The following is an 18233-nucleotide window of genomic DNA, read 5'->3' as shown; positions in this document are numbered from 1 at the left end:
TGAATTAATTAAAACGGCGAACATTTTTGTCGATCAAACGTACGCTTTGACCATCTCTTAAAAAAGACACGCCCGCAGTGGCAATAATATCTCCTTCTTGCAAACCTGAAGAGATAAGTACTTGGTTATCAATAATACTTTCAGTTTGAACAAACCTTTTTTCTAATGATTTTGTGGTTGAGTTATAAATAAATACCGCAGCTTTTTGTTGTTTGTCGGCAGAGATTGCTGAAATAGGTAGTCTAAATATTTTGCCGGTATAGCCGGTGCGACCGACGCCGACAAACGTGAAATCAACCTCAGCTGTCATGCCAGCTCTCAGGTTTGGGATGTCAGAATTAATCACCACAGTGACGGGAAAGGCATTGGCCGTTTCGGCGCGAGAACCAATTTCTGTTACACTTCCTCGTGCTTTTATGCCGGTAATGGCTGGAAATTCAATGGCAATATCTTTGCCTTTGCTTAAATCTTTAATTAAGTTTTCAGGTACCATGACTTGTATTTCTAGACCATCTTCTCCGGCAATTTCGAAAGCTGGCTGCCCAGAAGCAGTTTGCATGGATGGCTCTATCATACGCTTAGTGATCATGCCGTTATATGGCGCAATTAATACCGTGTCGTCCAAATTCTTTTGAGAAATATCGAGTTGTGTTTTGGCAATACTCACCGCACTGGTTGTTGACTCAAATGTCGCTTTAGCATTGTCGTAGCCTGAGCGAGAAACTAAGCCTTGTTCAAGCAACTCAGCATAACGTTTGTATTCATTTTCCGCTTCTACTTGCGCTGCCTTAGCTTGTTGGAGATTTGCCTGAGAAGATTGCACACTGAGATTAAAATTACGTTGGTCAAGTCGCGCTAATTCATCGCCACGATTTACTGAGTCACCTAATTTAACTTTTACTGACGCTACCTTACCATTGACTTCGAAGCTCAGATCAGTTGCTTCTATTGGGTAAACCGTACCAGATAGTCTTCGTACCTGATCTAATGAGGTCTGGGTAACGGTTTGCCAGGCAATCGGACGAATAGTTTCTTCAAATTTAGCTTTTGGCTCACTGCAACCAATTATAAGTAGACTCGCTGTTATAGCGATAAAAACTGTGCGCATATCTCTCTCCAAGATGTAACTTAATTACGGCGTTTGAACGTTTTTTTGGCAAAGATTTTGTAATCTTTTACCAGAGTCTGTTGAGCTTTCTGTTTATAACTCTGTTGCTCTTGAAAAAGATGACTATTAAGTACAGGCTATCAGTTCCAAAAACAATCTAAGTACTTACATCCATATAGGCAACACACAGAGGCAATTTTTCAAGGCAACTCGAAGAGCTATAACTAATTTTCAACCTAACCTCGTTGAAAAACGTTAAAGTAGCACAACTACATTGCACATTTTTCGCCTTGTACTCTTTAAAATTAGTCTATAGCAGAGACAAAAATGAAAAATCAACAGACCTTAGTGATTATCACTTTATCTTAAAGGGGGTTAACACTAGGTTAACGGCCACTAAATTAAATGCTCCCAATTTTGTAAAATAATTAAATTATAGAACAGAGTCTTCATCTCTGTTTTTTAATAATTTTTTTGATATGTCATAGATAGATAATATCGTTATTCAATTGAGCTTTTTCACCACATATCTGCAAAATTTCTCGAAGCTAACTCTTAAGTCGTCGCAATATTGAAAGTCAATTTCGAGTAATTGTTGATCAGTAAACGAGCTAATTTTGTTATAAAGTGATGTTGGTCGTATTCTAAAAAATTATAGCCAGTTTTTTCTACGCTAAGTTAAGGTCAAGTGCTTAACAGTTCTAGTGTTATTGTTCTTGATGTGGTTAAATTTAGTCATAAGAAAAAATGGCTAAAAAGGCACGCATTTGTTCTATCTTTACCCAGCTAACAAAATGGAAAATTTGTTAGTGTTGCTCGATAAAATTCAGCAAATTTCTCCTCTTCCTGTTTTCGCTCAAGATACCGTTATTGTGCAAAATGCTGGTATGCAACATTGGCTCAATATGTCGTTGGCAGAGCAGCGCGGTATTAGCATGAATATGCGCTATGCTTTGCCGTCACAATATTTGTGGAATTTGATCCGTAATTTAGCCAGTGACGAAGACGTGCCAGATCAGTCGCCATACTCGCGTGAAGTTTTAGCTTGGCGTATCGATACTTTGCTGGCGTCGAATGAAGTGCTCAATGATACAACTTATCAAGTGGCCAGTGACTATTGGCGTGTAAATCATGTGGGTAATGAACAAAGTGAAACTTGTCGCGAAAATCATAGCGAAGCCGAGCAATTAAAACGCTATCAATTAGCCTGTCAGTTAGCCGATTTATACGAACAATATTTAATATTCCGCCCTGAATGGATACATGCTTGGCATCAAGGCGAATTTATCGCTTATGACCAAGCTGACCAAGCTGACCAAGCTGACCAAGCTGATGAATGTGACTCAGACATGGAAAGCAGCGCTATTTGGCAAGGTAAGCTTTGGCATTTGTTGGTTAGCGAACAACCTTATGATCCCAACGAACTTGTCGCGCTAGCCATTAGCAACCTTAATAATATCGACTTAACTGATAAAACAAATCCCAGATCGAAATTGTTACCGCAGCGTTTATCATTCTTCGGTATTAACGCTATGGCGCCATTATGGCTTGAGTTTATCAATGCATTGAGTAAAAAAATTGATGTGCATTTCTTTCATTTAAACCCATGTTATGCCTATTGGGGCGATGTGGTGACTGAGAAACGTGCTATTGAAGCTTGGATAAAGGGCCAAGGTTTTACCGTCGAGGCTGATGAAGACAAAAACTTAACAGCAATGGAAAATTTGGCCGATATAAATCGCCAAGTGGGCAATCCGCTGCTGGCCAATTTAGGCCAACAAGGGCGAGAGTTTATGGCTTTGCTGTACCAATACAGTACCGTCAATATTGATGTTTTTGAATCAGCCGTTGAAGACATAAACGCCAAAGAAAGTGATAGTGCTCAACCCCTTGAAACTTCTTTTGAAGAAAAAACAAAAGACAATATTTTAGCGCGAGTACAGCAAGATATTCTGTCCTTGTCTGATGCTCGACATACCGAAGAAAAGGGCGAAGAAAAATCACCATTAATTGATGACTCAATTATCATCACCAGCGCTCACAGTGCCTTACGTGAAGTTCAAGGTTTGCATGACTGGTTATTGCATCAGTTTAATGATGATAAAAGCTTAACACCAAAAGACGTACTGGTCATGTGTCCGCAAGTTGAGCAATACGCGCCATATGTTAATGCCGTATTTACCCGTGGTTGGCAAGATATTGCAGACGAAGTACCGCCACTGCCTTGTTCTATTGCCGACAGGGTGAGTAAAGATGCTGAACCATTAGTTGCAGCATTTGCCGAATTATTAAAACTGCCAGACAGTCGTTTTCAGGTTTCAAGTTTAATTGCCTTATTACGTTTACCGGCAATGCAAAATCGTTTTGGTCTTAATTTAGAAGCTATTGAAAAGATCACCCATTGGCTTGAAGCCGCTTCAGTGCATTGGGGCTTAGATAAAGCCCATAAACAACAAATATTAGCGCAAAGCCGAACGGCAGGAGATGATAAAACCCATTCAGCTAACGCCAATTCAGCCAACGTCAGCTCAGTCAGCGATAGCTTTACGTGGCAGCAAGGCTTAACCCGTTTAATGCGTGGCTTTGCTTTTGGTGATCACAGTGTCATTTATCAAGATCAAATGCTGTTACCCAATATTGAAGGTAGCGACTGCGAATTACTCGGTAAGCTAATGCTGATTATTGAGCAACTGCAATTATCAGCCATAAGCATGTCAAAAGCGCGTAGTGCCAGCCAATGGCAGCAGTTTTTATTTGACTTGCTACAACAATTGTTTGAAGACGAAAATGACAATGGCTTGAGTATTGTGCGCACTGCCATAGAGTCGTTGGTGGAATATTGTCAGCATGCCGACTACGACAGCGAAATTAGCTTGTCTGTTATTCGCGATTATTTAAATGCTCACTTTAGTCAGCCCGATCCCGGTCGTCAGTTTATGGTCGGGCAAGTGACGTTTTGTTCTATGCTACCTATGCGTAGTATTCCATTTAAAATTATAGCGGTGTTGGGCTTGAACGACGGTGAATTTCCACGTCAGCGGCAACCGCTAAGCTTTGATTTAATGTCGACGACTCCTGCACAATTGGGTGATAGATCCCGCCGTGGTGATGACAGATATCTATTCTTAGAAGCGATTATTTCTGCCAGACGGGCGTTGTATTTAAGTTTTCAAGGCCGAAACATTAAAAATAACAAAGAACGTCAACCGTCATTAGTACTAAAAGAGTTAATGGAATACCTTGCGCGAGGTTACGGCTGGCGCTTGCTTGGCTTAAATGAAGGCCTGAATGAAAGTACAGATGAAGAGTCAGGTGAAGCGTTAGCTGAACACATTAGGCAGTTACCGATGCAGGCGTTTAGTGAACAAAACTACCTTGGCCGTTATGCAAGTTTTGACGCCAACTGGTTAAATTTAAAACGAGCAAATACAGCGCAAGAAACTGATGACAGGGTGAACTTGCTTGAAGATAATGAGCTAGCCGACAGTGCTAAAGTTGACAGTGCTTCAGCAAGCGACATTATTCGTTTTTATCAGCACCCAGCCCGTTACTACGGCCAGCACTCACTTTACTTATATTTAGAGCAACACAATACCCTGATTAATGATATTGAGCCTTTTGTCCCCGACAGGCTAGATAGTTACCTATTAAGACAAGACTTACTCAATTATTATTTGTCGCCATCGCAAAGTAAGCAAAGTTGTGAAGATATTTTACTCACGGCAAAACTTTCAGGAAACTTACCTGATTTACCGACCACTGATGATTTAATTCAAGGCTGGCAAAAAGACAGCGAAGACTTTAGTCACTTCATTCTTAACGAGGTAGCCGCGAATGAAGTCGCTAGCGTAGAATCAAGTACAGAAATAGCCATTGAACCGATAGACTGTAGTGTTACAGTCGATTTAAGTGCAAGCAATACGCAGGTTTTTGATACGAATTTATATTCTGACGCTGAGTTAGAGATCTTAAAAACCGTGCTACCCAAAAGTGTCACCGTCAACACTAAGCTGCTTATTATTGCCGGTAAGTTAGTGTTTTATCGCAGCAGTAGCGCGAAAGCGAAAGACTTATTTACCTTGTACTTGCATCAACTTATTTTACAAGTAGCGCAAACTGATGATTCACAAACACATGCCGATGTTTTAGGCACGGTAGTTTCAAGCCATGGTTATTATTTTGATACTAAAACGCAAAAGCCAAGCGAGTTTTATTTCAGCGATATTGTTGATGCCAAACTACAATTGCAGCGTTTAATTGCAATGTTTTATTTAGGTCAGCATCAGCCGTTGTTACTTAATGGTGATATTGTCGAAAAAATTAGAAAAAGCAAAGTTTTTGAACAAGCTCAATTTGAACAGTTTTGGTCAGACAGCAACACCTTCCAAGCCTTTGGTGAAGATGCTTACATGCAATACTTTTGGCCAACATGTCCAAACTATGATGAAATTTCGCTTAAGTTGCTCAGCTTATACCAACCTATGTTAGATGCCTTACAAGTGGTTAAGTCTTCAGTGAAGAAAGGAGCTAAGTAATGAATAATTTAAATGCTAGTTCAATTGCACTGCAGGGAAAACACCTAATTGAAGCCAGTGCAGGCACGGGGAAAACTCATAACATTACTCGCATATTCCTGCGTTTATTACTGGAGCGGGCATTACCCATAGAGCAAATATTGGTGATGACGTTTACCAAAGATGCCACTGAAGAAATTCGTGGCCGCATTGATGATTTTATTCGAGAAAGCCTACATAACTGGGATGACCTAATTATTGCTGATGAGTATTTTATCGCGCTTAGTCAAAACCTTGCAGTAAAAGGCATAGGTAGTGCAGAAGTAAAAGCACGCTTAACACAGGCATTACTGTACATAGATGAAGCGGCAATTTTCACCATTCATGGTTTTTGTAAACGAGTTTTAAACCAGTATGCCTTTGCCAGTGGCGTGAGCTTTAATGCGCAAATGGAAACCGACACTCAAGATATTACCTTAGAAGCTTGCCAAGATTGGTACCGTATTCTTGCACTAGGAACAGACACATCAGTAACGGATGAAACTAAAACAAGCCATTCAGACTTCAATCTAGTGACCGAGTTTTGGCCTGAGCCCAATAGTTTTATTAGCCAATTTTCAAAAGCACTCAATGGTCACAACGCCTTAAATGTGCAAGCGCCAGAAAATATTAGTATCGAATTTAAAAGCTTGGTTGAACAAGCCATTACTAGCTTAAATCAACATAAAGACATGCTAACCGCATCGTTAATTGATGTTAAAAAGGGCGACGAACGAGAAAAACGCCAGCAAGAATTAGATTTACTGTTATCGTGGTTAGCCGAGCTTTCAGCCGATGTTGAAGGCCAGCACGGCAAAATGCCTGACGCCTTTATTGATGGTAGACGTTTCGCCCGTTCAAAAGTTAAAAGTGAATTAGTAGAAATATTTAGCTTTGTGAATGCCGTTAAAAAGCAGCATCCGGCATTGGCCAAACACATTAATCGTGCGAAAGCCTTGTTAATCGTTAGAACTGGTATTTACCAAATTCGCGAACAAATTATTCGTAAAAAGCTGCAAGCGAATGTTTTGGGTTTTGACGACCTTATTTCTACGTTGAACAATTGCCTCACTAACGAAAAGTCGAGTGAAACTGAACAGGCATTAGCTAATAGTATTTTCAACCAATTTCCTGTGGCACTGATTGATGAATTTCAAGATACTGATCCACAGCAGTTTTCGATATTAAAAGCGATTTATTACCACCAAGCACAAAGCGCCTTGTATATGATTGGCGACCCGAAACAAGCCATTTATGGTTTTCGCGGCGGTGATATATTTGCTTATTTATCGGCGCGTGATGATTGTGATTATCAATGGCTAATGGATACTAACTGGCGTTCAAGTGCGGAAATGATCACTGGCTACAATCGCTTGTTTTATGGCAATAACTTGTCAGAAAAAGCTAATGACGTTTTTGGCTATAACATTCCATATCTGCCTGTTAATGCATCGCCTAAAGCGGCAGGTAAAGTCTTTCCAGATAAAGAGTTTAATGCGCTACAGTTTGTGCACTTTAATGTCGAACAAGAAAGTAAAAGCGGTAAAGATAAAGCGGTTAAGCAAAGTTATCGTGCCAATATGGCCAGCTGGTGTGCTAATGAAATAGTGCGCTTATTAGCTTGCCCTGAATTATCAATTGCCAGTGGCGATATTGCGCTACTGGTGCGTGACGGCACCGAAGCGGCGAATATTAAGCAAGCTTTGAATGATTGCGGTTTAGCCAGCGTATTTATGAGTAATAGAGCCAATTTATTACAAAGTGAACAAACTAAGCAGTTGCTACAAGTGCTGCAAGGCATTTTGTTTTTAGAAAACGACCGTTTATATACCGCGGCGTTAGCTAGCCCGTTGATGGGCTTTAATCGTGAAAAATTAATGCAATTACAGCACGATGAACAACAATGGCAACAGCTAAAAATTAGCTTTGAAAAGTTACGTAACGAATGGCAATTTAAAGGCTTTATCAGCATGGCGTTGCAGCTAATGCACCAGCACTTTCATATTGATGTTGAAGCGCATGACAATAGCTCAGCAGATAGAGCCTTAACCAACTTACTGCATTTATTTGAATTGTTGCAAAGTGCTAGTCAGCGCCACCGTCAACCGCAAGAATTATTGTTTTGGTTTGAACAACAAAGTCAGGTTGATAACCCTGAAGTTGAAGCTGAGCTGCGTTTAGAAAGCGATGAAAACTTAATTCGTATTATCACTCAGCATGGCTCAAAGGGCATGGAATATCCGGTAGTTTTCGTGCCATTTGCTACGCGTCATAAAGACCCGCTTAAGTTTGGTAATAAAAACGTTAGCTTGATTGAATTTCATGATAAAAATGGCGTGTTGCAACACAGCCTTGATGGTAATGAAGAAGCGAAAGCGGGCATGGCGGCAGAAGCTTATGCTGAAGCCATTCGTTTGTTGTATGTTGCGGTTACTCGTGCTGAAAAACGTTGCTATATTTTAAGTACCGCATTTGAACATTTTGATAAATCGCCACTGGGGAAAACCTTAAAATGGTCGACTGAGACTGATATTGCTGCTGGTTTAACGCAATTAGCACAAGATAACCCTAACGAAATTGCCGTAGAAGTTTTAGATAACTACATGGGCGATGCTGAAGCTCAACTACAAGTAGCAGATGAGGTAAAACCGAAAAGTGAATCGCTAGCCAGTGTTGCCAAGTTTAAAGGCAAAATTGAACGCGATTGGTGGCTAAGCTCATTCTCGGCGCTAAGCAAAAATTTGCGCCACGACGGTGTTTCCGCACCAGATCGTGATAACCAAGAAGCTTCACCTGTCTCGAACGAATTGGATTATGGCAATAGCGCAATTGTGGAGAGCCGCAATGAATTGCGTTTCACCTTAACCAAGGGCGCGCAAACGGGTAATTTATTACATGACATTTTAGAGCACACCGACTTTTTAGCGCCAGATTGGCAAAAAAGTTGCCATTGGCCATTGCTTAAATATGGCGTTATTGGTGTTGGAGATGATAATTTATCAGCGCAAGCGAACGGTGAAGAATTGCTAGTTCAGTGGCTAGAAGAAGTATTGCAAACACCATTTACCGGTAATCCTCATTTGTCGTTAGCGCAGCTTGAGCAACAAGACACCTTGCGTGAAACTGAATTTTACTACCCAATGCAATCGGCAAGTAGCGGGCAGTTAACAAAACTGTTGACCGAGCATCGTAATGATTACGCAGAGCCAAATAACGGTGCGAATGTACGGAAAAATCAACGAGTACATTTACCGTCTTATCAACAGTTAAAAGGTATGATGCATGGCTTTATCGATTTAGTCTTTCAAGCAGACGGTAAGTTTTATGTTTGTGACTACAAGTCGAGCCATTTGGGTGATCAGTATAGCGACTACAGCCATGATGCAATGCGAGAAAATATTGAGAAGAGTCATTATGACTTACAATATCTTATTTATTCATTAGCGCTGCATCGACATCTTAAATACGCCATGGCTGATTATGACCCTGAACTGCACTTTGGCGGTGTTTATTATTTATATTTACGTGGCATGAGCGATAAAGCAGAGCATCATGATTGTGGCGTTTACTATCGTCAAATTTCACTATCAGAATTGCAGCAACTTGATGATATTTTTGCCGGAGAAACTACCAATGCCTGAACTAGCCGCTAATATCACAACTGCCGACACTGGCATTAATCATACAGGCATTAATCACACTGATATGAATAAAACACAGGTATATTCATCATTTAGTCATGCAGCAAAAACCTTAGCAGGTTTAGTTGCTGTCGATTACTTTTTTGCGAAAGAAATCATCCAATGCTTGCCATTATCATCTACGCCAGATCAACAACAGTGCTTTCATTTGCTTGTTGCGCTTAGCGCTAGCTTACGTGATGGTCATAGCTGTTTACCGCTAGATGCCGTGGCGAATAAACGCTTATTTGTTGACTTAGTTTGCCAACAAATAAGCCAAGCACCTTTTGACTTAGCAGAGCAAGAACAACCAGCAATTAACAATGGCTTTTTGTTTGAAAGTACCACGGTATTAACTGCCTTACTTGAACAATTATCTTTGGGCGAAGATGCACAACAACCAATCGTATTTAACAATGGCCGTTTGTATTTACGACGTTATTATCAGTTTGAACAAGAGCTAAAACAAGCGGTTGCTGCGCGTAGAACTATCAAACCAATGCCTGAGCCTCAGGCACAAGAACAAGTAGAACTGGTTAAAAATATTATCGCTAAGCTGTTTCCTGATTCAGTTAACAACAGCTCTGCTAACTGTACAGGCATGAATCAAGAAATTGACTGGCAAGCACTTGCGGTCGCCAATGCCATTAACAAAGACTTTGCCATTATTGCCGGCGGGCCAGGTACGGGTAAAACCTACACGGTAACTAAATTGTTAGCGGCGTTAATTATGTTAGCGTTAGCAGATGCTAAAGGCGATGAACAAACGCCAAGAATTTCATTAGTGGCTCCTACCGGTAAGGCGGCACAACGTTTATCAGAATCTATTATTAATGCCGTACAAGGTTTTCGCGGTGATATTGATGATGATGTTTTAGACCTTATCCCTGAAAGCGCACAAACCCTGCATCGCTTACTCGGCGTTATTCCTGAGCAAGTAAATTTTCGACACAATCAAGACAATTTACTGGCGGTTGATATTTTGTTGATTGATGAAGTCTCTATGGTTGATTTACCTATGATGACGCGGATTTTTCGTGCTTTACCTGCCCATACAAAAGTTATTTTATTAGGTGATGCCGACCAATTGCCGTCGGTTGCTGTTGGCAGTGTTTTAGCTGACTTTGCGCCACGTCCTCATCCCGGCTTTAGTAGCGTTAATCATCAATATTTAACACAGGTTACAGGCTTTGAACAATTAACTAAGCAAGGCGCTGGCAGCGAAGTCAATCAACAATATAGTGTTGCTGATTGCGTTACCTTTTTAATGAAAAGCCGACGATTTGACGGCAAGGGCGGCATAGGTCGAATCGCTAATTATGTTATCAACGGGCAATACCAAGAAAGCTGGCAATTACTAAAAGCAAGCAGCGCGGATACCTTGGCAAGCAAAGGTCAAAATAGTGACGATCAAAACAAACAAATAACGTTATTAAATGGCGCAGTGGAAACTTGGTTAGCGCGGTTAGTCAGTCAATATTATCAACCACTGAGCGAATGTAAAAATATCGCTGATGCTTTTGCACTGTTAGCGAAATTTAGAATATTATCGTCAACGCGCAAAGGCCCACAAGGTGTTGAAAACCTAAATGCCTTAGTGATTGAAATACTAAGAAATAAAGGGCTTATTCCTTACAAGAAGTTTGCCGAAACTAATGATTTATTTCCGACACAACCAATTATGATCAGCGAAAATGATTATCGCTTAGGCGTTTACAATGGTGATATCGGCTTGTTATGGCGCAATAGCCAAGGCCATCTGATGGCGGTATTTGAAAATGCCTCAGGAGAATATGACTGGATCATGCCATCGCGCTTACCTAAATTTGAAACCGTATACGCGATGACTATCCACAAAACCCAAGGCAGCGAGTTTGAGCACGTTGCTATGGTGCTACCTGAGCAAAAAGACAATAAACTATTGTCTCGTGAATTATTATATACTGGCATCACTCGAGCCAAGTCAAAGCTCAGCATTGCTAGCGCTGAGGGCATTTGGCAAAGGGGCGTTAGTCAACAAGTGATACGTTATTCAGGGCTCGCCTTAGATTAAAAGTAACAAATACCAACGTCGTCAATATTAATAAATTTTATCGCAGTAACTAAGAGAATTTAGCATAACCATGATTTTAAAAGACATTGAAAAAACCGTTTACCGTAAACGCCTGAATATCGTCATTGTAAGTTTTATCGCCAGTTTATTAGTTCTATCATTAGTTTATGGGCAAGGATTAATCGCCTTATTTGCTGACAGTGTAAATATGCCCGTGTCTGCAGCGCCAGTAACTGAGGTTGCTGGGGAATTAGCGCCCGAGGCAGCACCTGCCAACAACTTTAAGTTTAACTTTTTTGGTGTATTAATGGCTTTATTAACTTGCGCATTTACTTTACACCGCTTAAAAACCAGCACGTTTTTTACTGAGGTTTATTATGTTTGGCAAGTAAAGCAGCAACAAAATTATATTTATCGTAAATTGAAAAAAATAAAAGCGGCGGCTAAAAATGACGATGTAGATGCGCTGATTATTTTGAATTTTTATTATGCAAGTTTGAAACAAATATATCTTCTAGATGACAATACCTTAACAATGTCTAAACTCAATAAAGATATCGCTGAATTAGACGAGCAAATTAAAAGCAAACAGTTAACAATCTCAACTGAGCAATATCAGCAAACAATGCTGACGGCGTATTAACATCTTTATTAGTAATGTTATTAGCGAAGTATTCAATAATTTTATTGATAGCTGTTAGTTCACTATACATTAAAATACTAAATGCAAAAATAAGGAATATGCAATGATAGGTTACGTTACTTTAGGTACTAATAATTTAGACAGAGCTGTAGCATTTTATGATGAATTACTTGCCACAATAGGTGCGGGTCGATTTCTCGAAACTGAGCAATTTGTTGCTTGGTCAAAAGGGCCAGACCAAGCGGGTATTTCCATTACTAAACCGTTCGATGGTCAGCCAGCTACCGTAGGTAATGGCGTTATGGTTGCCATCATGCTTGATTCTACCGACGAAGTTGATGCCTTTTACCAAAAAGCGCTTGAACTGGGCGCAACGTGTGAAGGGCCAGCCGGGCCACGCGGTGAAATGGAAGGTTTTTATGCCGGATATTTCCGTGATTTAGACGGTAATAAACTTAATGCTTTTTATTTTGACATGCCAACAGCGTAAGCTATAGGCACTTTATCTACCTATGCTTATGTATATAATTATATACATAAGCATTTTGCTAAAACGACTCAGTTAATAAAGGAAAAGATACCGCGAATGAAGAAGTTAAAAAACGAAAGTGAATTATTGAAAAAAGCTATTGTTATTGGTGAAAATTACGCAAAAAATCGTGGTTATAAAGGTTTTTCAGCCACCAATGCCGCGAAAGAAAAAATAGAAGCCTTATATCGTTTACTAGTAAATGATAAACTTATTCAGCCTTTACCAAAAGACGGTGAAGACTTAGCAAGCATGAAGCACAAATTAGCTTTATGGATTGCAAAACAATTACCTGCTGATCATCCTTTACTTAAATAAGCTAAGTAAGTTAAGTAATTTCGATAGGTCAACATTGGTTATTATACCAACTCAATCGGCGCAATAAGCCGATTGAATTTCCCCATTTGTATTAGCTAAATACAAGAAAGCAAAAGAAGTAAAGCTGTTCTATGAATCGTAAAAAGAAAATTAATCAGACCTTGAAAGCTAAGGTTAAAAAAATGAATGCTAAGCGCCAAAAATCGAACAAGCCTAAGTATATTTCTAAAGCTGAACGTGCTGCTATTGCGGCAAAAGAAGCTGAAGCGCAAGAAAGCACAACGGAAGTCAGTTCAGAGCCTAGCGTAGAAGCAATTTCAGCAGAAAGCTAAAACTTATCGTAGTAGTTTTGAAAATTTATAAAGCAGAAAAATATAAGTAGGGCGGTTTTATGATTACGGATAGTAACCAAGCAAAGAAAATCGTCATATTTGGTAACTCTGCATCGGGTAAATCTAGCCTAGCGAAAAAACTTGCTTCAGAGCACGAACTCGCCCATTTAGACTTAGACACCTTAGCTTGGCTACCAACCTCAACTGATAACCCAATACCGCAACGAAAAAGCATTGAAGTTTCAGTTGCCGAAATTAATGCTTTTATCAATCAGCATCAAGATTGGGTGATAGAAGGTTGTTACAGTGATTTATTAGCGCACACGCTAATAAAATGCAGTGAAATTGTTTTTATGAATCTGCCAATTACACTTTGTATTGAGAACGCCAATAATCGCCCGTGGGAGCCTCATAAGTATGAGAGCAAAGCTGCGCAAGATGCTAATTTAACTATGTTAATAGATTGGATAGCGCAATATGACCAGCGTAACGACACCTTTTCAAAGGCAGCACATCAACAGTTATTTGATGAATTTGTTGGTAAGAAAACACAATATATAAGCAACCAACAATAGCAATTTACTGTTGTGAATTATAGTTGCTTAGACTTTATCTAACGATTCAAAATATCAGATCTACTACGGGTAACCAATATTGATAGATAGTTAAAAACTCATTGCAGTCTTTAGAGGGCATCTCAGAACGCTAAATTTTGCGACATTGCCGACCTAACTTCGCCTTGAATTCACAGCAATAAATAGTCCGCTCAGCCACCGAAGCCGACGTTCAATGTTCAACTTGAAACGATCAATTAGTGCGCTAAGCGTAAGTTAGCTTCAAAGTATTTGCGATATATTGTCTAGTAATACAGAGCCGTATTACTGATAAGCCTCCATAAAAAGCGTTATATGCACTTAATAAGTTGATTACCCTCGTCAGAAAAAATCAGCAAAAAATCATTAGAACGTCAGGTGTTTTAAACCTGCTTGGCTTAAAGTGACCGCTTGTTCAATCACATTTAAACGCTATACCAACAAAAAGCGACTTCAACATAGAAGTTAAATAATACGTTGATTTTAAAATAAAGGTAAATTATGAAGACTATTTGTATATCAATTGTTCTGCTGTTTTCTATGCTAGCTTTCAGTAGCAATAGTTATGGTCAAGATGAGTTTCCAGTCTTGGAAGGCCCTTATCTTGGGCAAAAGCCTCCTGGCTTGATTCCTGAAGTTTTCGCTCCTGGCATTGTTTCATCAAAGCATCATGAATGGGGCACTATCTTCTCACCCGACATGAAAGAGTTGTACTTTAGTCGGAGAAACAACCAAAGTGGAAAAGATTCGCACTTTGTTCTTAAATACGAGAATAATCGATGGCATGAGTCAGAAGTGGAACCTGGTGTGGGTGGGTCTATCTCTCCCGATGGTAAAACTATGTTTTTTAAAAACCAATATAGGGAGCGAACCGATGAGGGATGGTCAGCGTTTAAAAGTCTTGGTTCTGCGTTTGAAGAATTCGACATCATGCGACTTACGACTTCATCCAAAGGTACTTATGTTTTTGATGAATACCCTAAAGAAGGAGATTTTGTTCTTCGATATTCGCGATTAATCAATGGTAAACGTGAAGCCCCGAAGCTACTTAGTAAAGAGATAAATACCGGAAAACAGAACGTCCACCCTTTCATTGCACCTGATGAGTCCTATATTCTGTGGGATAGTACGAGAGATAATGGCTATGGTGGTAGTGATATTTACGTTAGTTTTCGACAGGAAGACGGCTCTTGGGGAACTGCCATTAACTTAGGTGATAAGATTAATACAAACGTATCAGAACGTGGAGGATACGTAACGCCAGATGGAAAATATTTTTTCTTTTTTGCCCCTAATAGCAAAGGGAAAGGAGATATTTTCTGGGTGAGTGCAAATATTATTGAGAACCTAAGGCCAAAATTATGATGTATTAATAATTGAATTTGAGTGTAAGTATTGAAGAAAGCGCGTCAATTCAAACAAACGAATCAATTGTGGACATTTGCTAGTGAATTGATTCAGTATAAGAGATTATGTCACCAGTCACATCGATCAAAATATAACAAAAATCTGCACTCAGATTGCTGAAGCTTTGGCTGAAAAACGTCAAACCTCAGCAACTAGTGCTTTAGGTGTTATCGATACAACATCTAATCTAAATCAGCTTTCAGTAACAACTACCTAATGTTTCGAATGTGTTAAACAGTAACACTTCAGAGACAAAACTCCAAAGGCTGCAACGAGCTTGAAGCGGGCATAAGGATTAACTAACTGTTACAGTCCGCTTAGCGCACAATGTTAGCACTAGCAGTTTTATGATGAGTGACGTTTTTTCAGGCTTACGGTTGTCGGATTAGATTGAAACTTTTGAGTTCAAAATGTCTGTTCGAGCTTGATCTACTTAAACCTGACGCATCATAAACCGACTATTCTCATCTAACTGATAGTCACCAAAGGGTCCACAATATTCAAAGCCGAATTTTTTATATAGCGCTTGTGCAGGTTTGAAAAAACTCATCGAACCTGTTTCTAAGCTTATTCGTTGATAATTACGTTCGGTTGCGACGGTTAATAGGTGTTGTAGTAAAGTTGACGCAACACCAAGGTTTCGAGCATTAGTGGTGGTGCGCATTGATTTTAGTTCAACATGGTTTGTATCAAGCTCTCGCAGGGCCGCACAGCCTAATAGCTCACCGTTTTGCCAACAGCTGTAAAAGGTTATGCTTGGATCTTTTAGGGCGTTTACATCAAGTGCATGCACGCTTTCCGCTGGCGATGTTGCGTACATATCGGCTAAATGCTCTTCGAGTAAGCTGATGACTTCACCACCAGCTAAATCATCACGTTTTATTTCCATGTTTTTAATTAAATATCCCAATTTTACCGCTATTAACTTAGTTCATTCTAACAAGCTATAAACTTACCACTTTTTGCGCGGTAAAAATGGTTTTTGTTGTTCATCGTCGTGGGTTTGATTGTAGATTTTTCGATGAACATTTTTGCCCATTAAAATTTTAATTTGATAATAGGATTCGCGAAATAAAGCCCAGCCTTTGCTGCCTTGCCAACTTTTGTTATAAAGCTTTTTATTGGCGGCAAGGGCATCGGGTGATTTTGTCAGTAATGACTCGGCAAAGGCTTGTGCATCAGCGAGTGGTGTTTCTGTAACTTCTGTCACTAGGTTTAATGCTAGTGCTTGTTGGCCGGTAAATTCTTCTGCTGTCATGGCCAGCTTTTTGGCTTGGTCAATCGGCATTAAGTCACGCAGGGCAATGGTGCCGCCCATATCTGGTATTAAGCCCCATTTGCCTTCCATAATTGACAGAGAGGCATCAGGCGTTGCAAATCGAAAGTCTGCACCTAAGGCGGTTTGTAAACCTCCGCCCCAACAACGGCCATGAATTGCACAAATAACCGGAGCTGGAATGTCTTGCCAGCTTGTTGAAACCCGCTGTGCCAAGTTGGCTCGCCCTGGTAACGCTTTAAAAAGCAGCTTAATCATGCTTATTGGCGATTTCATGATAGATTTAACATCTAAACCTGAACAAAAGTCGTCACCATTTCCTGAAACAATAACTGCACGAACTGCCCGGTTTTTACGTAACATTTTCATGGTTTTATCAATGGCAAGGAACATCGGCATATCAAGCGCATTAAGCTTGTCGGCTCGATTAAGTTTAACGTGGGCGATGTTATCGATGATTTCTACATTGACTCGTTGCTCGGTCATGGGCGTCCTTGTATTGCAATGCTAGTTGGCAAATAGTGCAATTATCAAATTATTGGTATGACCAGTACCTTAGCGAAAGTCGTTATTGATGTCTACTTTCTAACAGCTAACCCTAAAGCGAATACTTGTAAATAAAGCGGATTTATCGCACATTGTCGCTACACCTTTATTTTCAATCATTTTCTATGGCGAAATATAATGAATAAAAAGCTACTTTTATCCAGTGTTTTAACCTTAGCTAGCACGCAATTATTTATAGTTAATGTGGCGCAAGCTTATCAAAAACAGCCTTTTGCTATCGCAATTCACGGCGGAGCAGGCACAATAAATAAAACTAAAATGACTGATGAAAAGCGCTTAGCCTATGAAACTAAATTAAAGCAGGCACGTGATGCCGGTTACGCTTTGTTAGCGAACGGTGAATCGAGTCAGGCAGCAGTGATTGCCGCGATTCAAATATTAGAAGATTCGCCGTTATTTAATGCCGGTAAGGGCGCAGTATATACTTATGATGGCGAGCATGAGCTTGATGCGTCAATCATGAACGGTAAAACCTTAAATGCTGGCGCAGTGTCAGGTGTTAAAACTGTTAAAAGCCCAATCGCCTTAGCTGAAAAGGTGATGGAAAAATCAGTTCATGTCATGCTAAGTGGCGAAGGGGCTGATACTTTTGCGAAGCAGCAAGGGCTAGCCAGTGTAGAAAATAGCTATTTTGATACTGATGCTCGATATCAGTCATTACTGCGAGCGAAAAAGAAGTTGGCTGAAAAGGAAAAGGAATTGAAAGACTTTCAAGCTGCTCATCAAACACTCGACAACGAATATAAATATGGCACTGTTGGTGCCGTAGCGCTTGATAAATCAGGCACCTTAACTGCAGGCACGAGTACAGGCGGCATGACCGCTAAACGTTTTGGACGTATTGGTGATGCGCCTATTATTGGGGCGGGTACTTACGCGAATAATGACAGCTGCGCGGTTTCTGCGACCGGTCATGGCGAGTACTTTATTCGTTACCATGTTGCTGCAGATATTTGTGCGCGTATGCAGTATCAGGGCATTAGTCTTGAAAAAGCCGCTGATGTTGTTATTAATGATGTTTTAGTTACAGCAGGTGGCTCAGGCGGTATTATAGCCATTGACCCTGCAGGCAATATCACCATGCCATTTAATAGCTCGGGCATGTATCGTGCGAGTAAATCGTCAACAGGCGAAGAATTTGTTGGAATATTTAAAGATGATTAATAAAAATATA

The 18233-nt window shown here is 40.1% G+C and carries 13 protein-coding genes; 10 read left to right on the top strand and 3 right to left on the bottom strand.

The genetic code is table 11. From position 1 onward, the window contains the following. Positions 1-4: 4 nt before the first annotated feature. Complete coding sequence (locus AC27JP_RS09990) at positions 5-1108, bottom strand: efflux RND transporter periplasmic adaptor subunit (protein ID WP_487114587.1); 1104 nt, start codon at positions 1106-1108, stop codon at positions 5-7. Between the two features lie 767 nt (positions 1109-1875). On the opposite strand from AC27JP_RS09990, the gene recC reads away from it, so the two are divergent. From recC to AC27JP_RS09945, 9 genes are all read left to right on the top strand, one after another. Next, the gene (gene recC / locus AC27JP_RS09985) at positions 1876-5643 is read left to right on the top strand and encodes an exodeoxyribonuclease V subunit gamma (protein WP_487114585.1); all 3768 of its coding nucleotides are present in this window, start codon (positions 1876-1878) and stop codon (positions 5641-5643) included. Beyond that, positions 5643-9302: an exodeoxyribonuclease V subunit beta gene (recB, locus tag AC27JP_RS09980; protein WP_487114583.1), complete on the top strand. Its 3660-nt coding sequence runs from the start codon at positions 5643-5645 to the stop codon at positions 9300-9302. Before recC ends, recB begins: the two co-directional genes overlap by 1 nt. Continuing rightward, positions 9295-11394 carry an exodeoxyribonuclease V subunit alpha gene (gene recD, locus AC27JP_RS09975; RefSeq protein WP_487114581.1) on the top strand — a complete coding sequence of 700 codons (2100 nt, stop codon included), beginning with the start codon at positions 9295-9297 and terminating at the stop codon, positions 11392-11394. The genes recB and recD overlap by 8 nt, the downstream gene beginning before the upstream one ends. Positions 11395-11464: 70 nt before the next feature. Continuing rightward, positions 11465-12037 carry a DUF3087 family protein gene (locus AC27JP_RS09970; protein ID WP_487114579.1) on the top strand — a complete coding sequence of 191 codons (573 nt, stop codon included), beginning with the start codon at positions 11465-11467 and terminating at the stop codon, positions 12035-12037. 103 nt (positions 12038-12140) lie between these two features. Then, positions 12141-12527 (top strand): VOC family protein, encoded by a 387-nt coding sequence (locus tag AC27JP_RS09965; RefSeq protein ID WP_487114577.1) that lies wholly within the window; start codon positions 12141-12143, stop codon positions 12525-12527. Positions 12528-12623: 96 nt separating this feature from the next. Continuing rightward, complete coding sequence (locus tag AC27JP_RS09960) at positions 12624-12884, top strand: DUF5062 family protein (protein WP_487114575.1); 261 nt, start codon at positions 12624-12626, stop codon at positions 12882-12884. Positions 12885-13015: 131 nt separating this feature from the next. After that, positions 13016-13216 (top strand): DUF2986 domain-containing protein, encoded by a 201-nt coding sequence (locus tag AC27JP_RS09955; RefSeq protein ID WP_487114573.1) that lies wholly within the window; start codon positions 13016-13018, stop codon positions 13214-13216. Positions 13217-13275: 59 nt separating this feature from the next. Beyond that, positions 13276-13791: a P-loop NTPase family protein gene (locus tag AC27JP_RS09950; protein WP_487114571.1), complete on the top strand. Its 516-nt coding sequence runs from the start codon at positions 13276-13278 to the stop codon at positions 13789-13791. A 519-nt stretch (positions 13792-14310) separates the two neighbouring features. Beyond that, positions 14311-15174 carry a TolB-like translocation protein gene (locus tag AC27JP_RS09945; protein WP_487114569.1) on the top strand — a complete coding sequence of 288 codons (864 nt, stop codon included), beginning with the start codon at positions 14311-14313 and terminating at the stop codon, positions 15172-15174. A gap of 475 nt (positions 15175-15649) precedes the next feature. On the opposite strand, the gene AC27JP_RS09940 is transcribed toward AC27JP_RS09945, so the two are convergent. Next, positions 15650-16105 carry a GNAT family N-acetyltransferase gene (locus tag AC27JP_RS09940; RefSeq protein WP_487114567.1) on the bottom strand — a complete coding sequence of 152 codons (456 nt, stop codon included), beginning with the start codon at positions 16103-16105 and terminating at the stop codon, positions 15650-15652. Between the two features lie 63 nt (positions 16106-16168). Continuing rightward, on the bottom strand, positions 16169-16978 hold the full coding sequence (locus tag AC27JP_RS09935) for a crotonase/enoyl-CoA hydratase family protein (protein ID WP_487114565.1): 810 nt from the start codon (positions 16976-16978) through the stop codon (positions 16169-16171). A gap of 198 nt (positions 16979-17176) precedes the next feature. On the opposite strand from AC27JP_RS09935, the gene AC27JP_RS09930 reads away from it, so the two are divergent. After that, positions 17177-18223 (top strand): isoaspartyl peptidase/L-asparaginase family protein, encoded by a 1047-nt coding sequence (locus tag AC27JP_RS09930; RefSeq protein WP_487114563.1) that lies wholly within the window; start codon positions 17177-17179, stop codon positions 18221-18223. The last annotated feature ends 10 nt before the right edge of the window (positions 18224-18233 follow it).

Source organism: Colwellia sp. SU-HH01172 (genome assembly GCF_057553355.1).
Note: the sequence above shows the minus strand (reverse complement) of the source record. Positions and strands in the feature narration are given on the sequence as shown.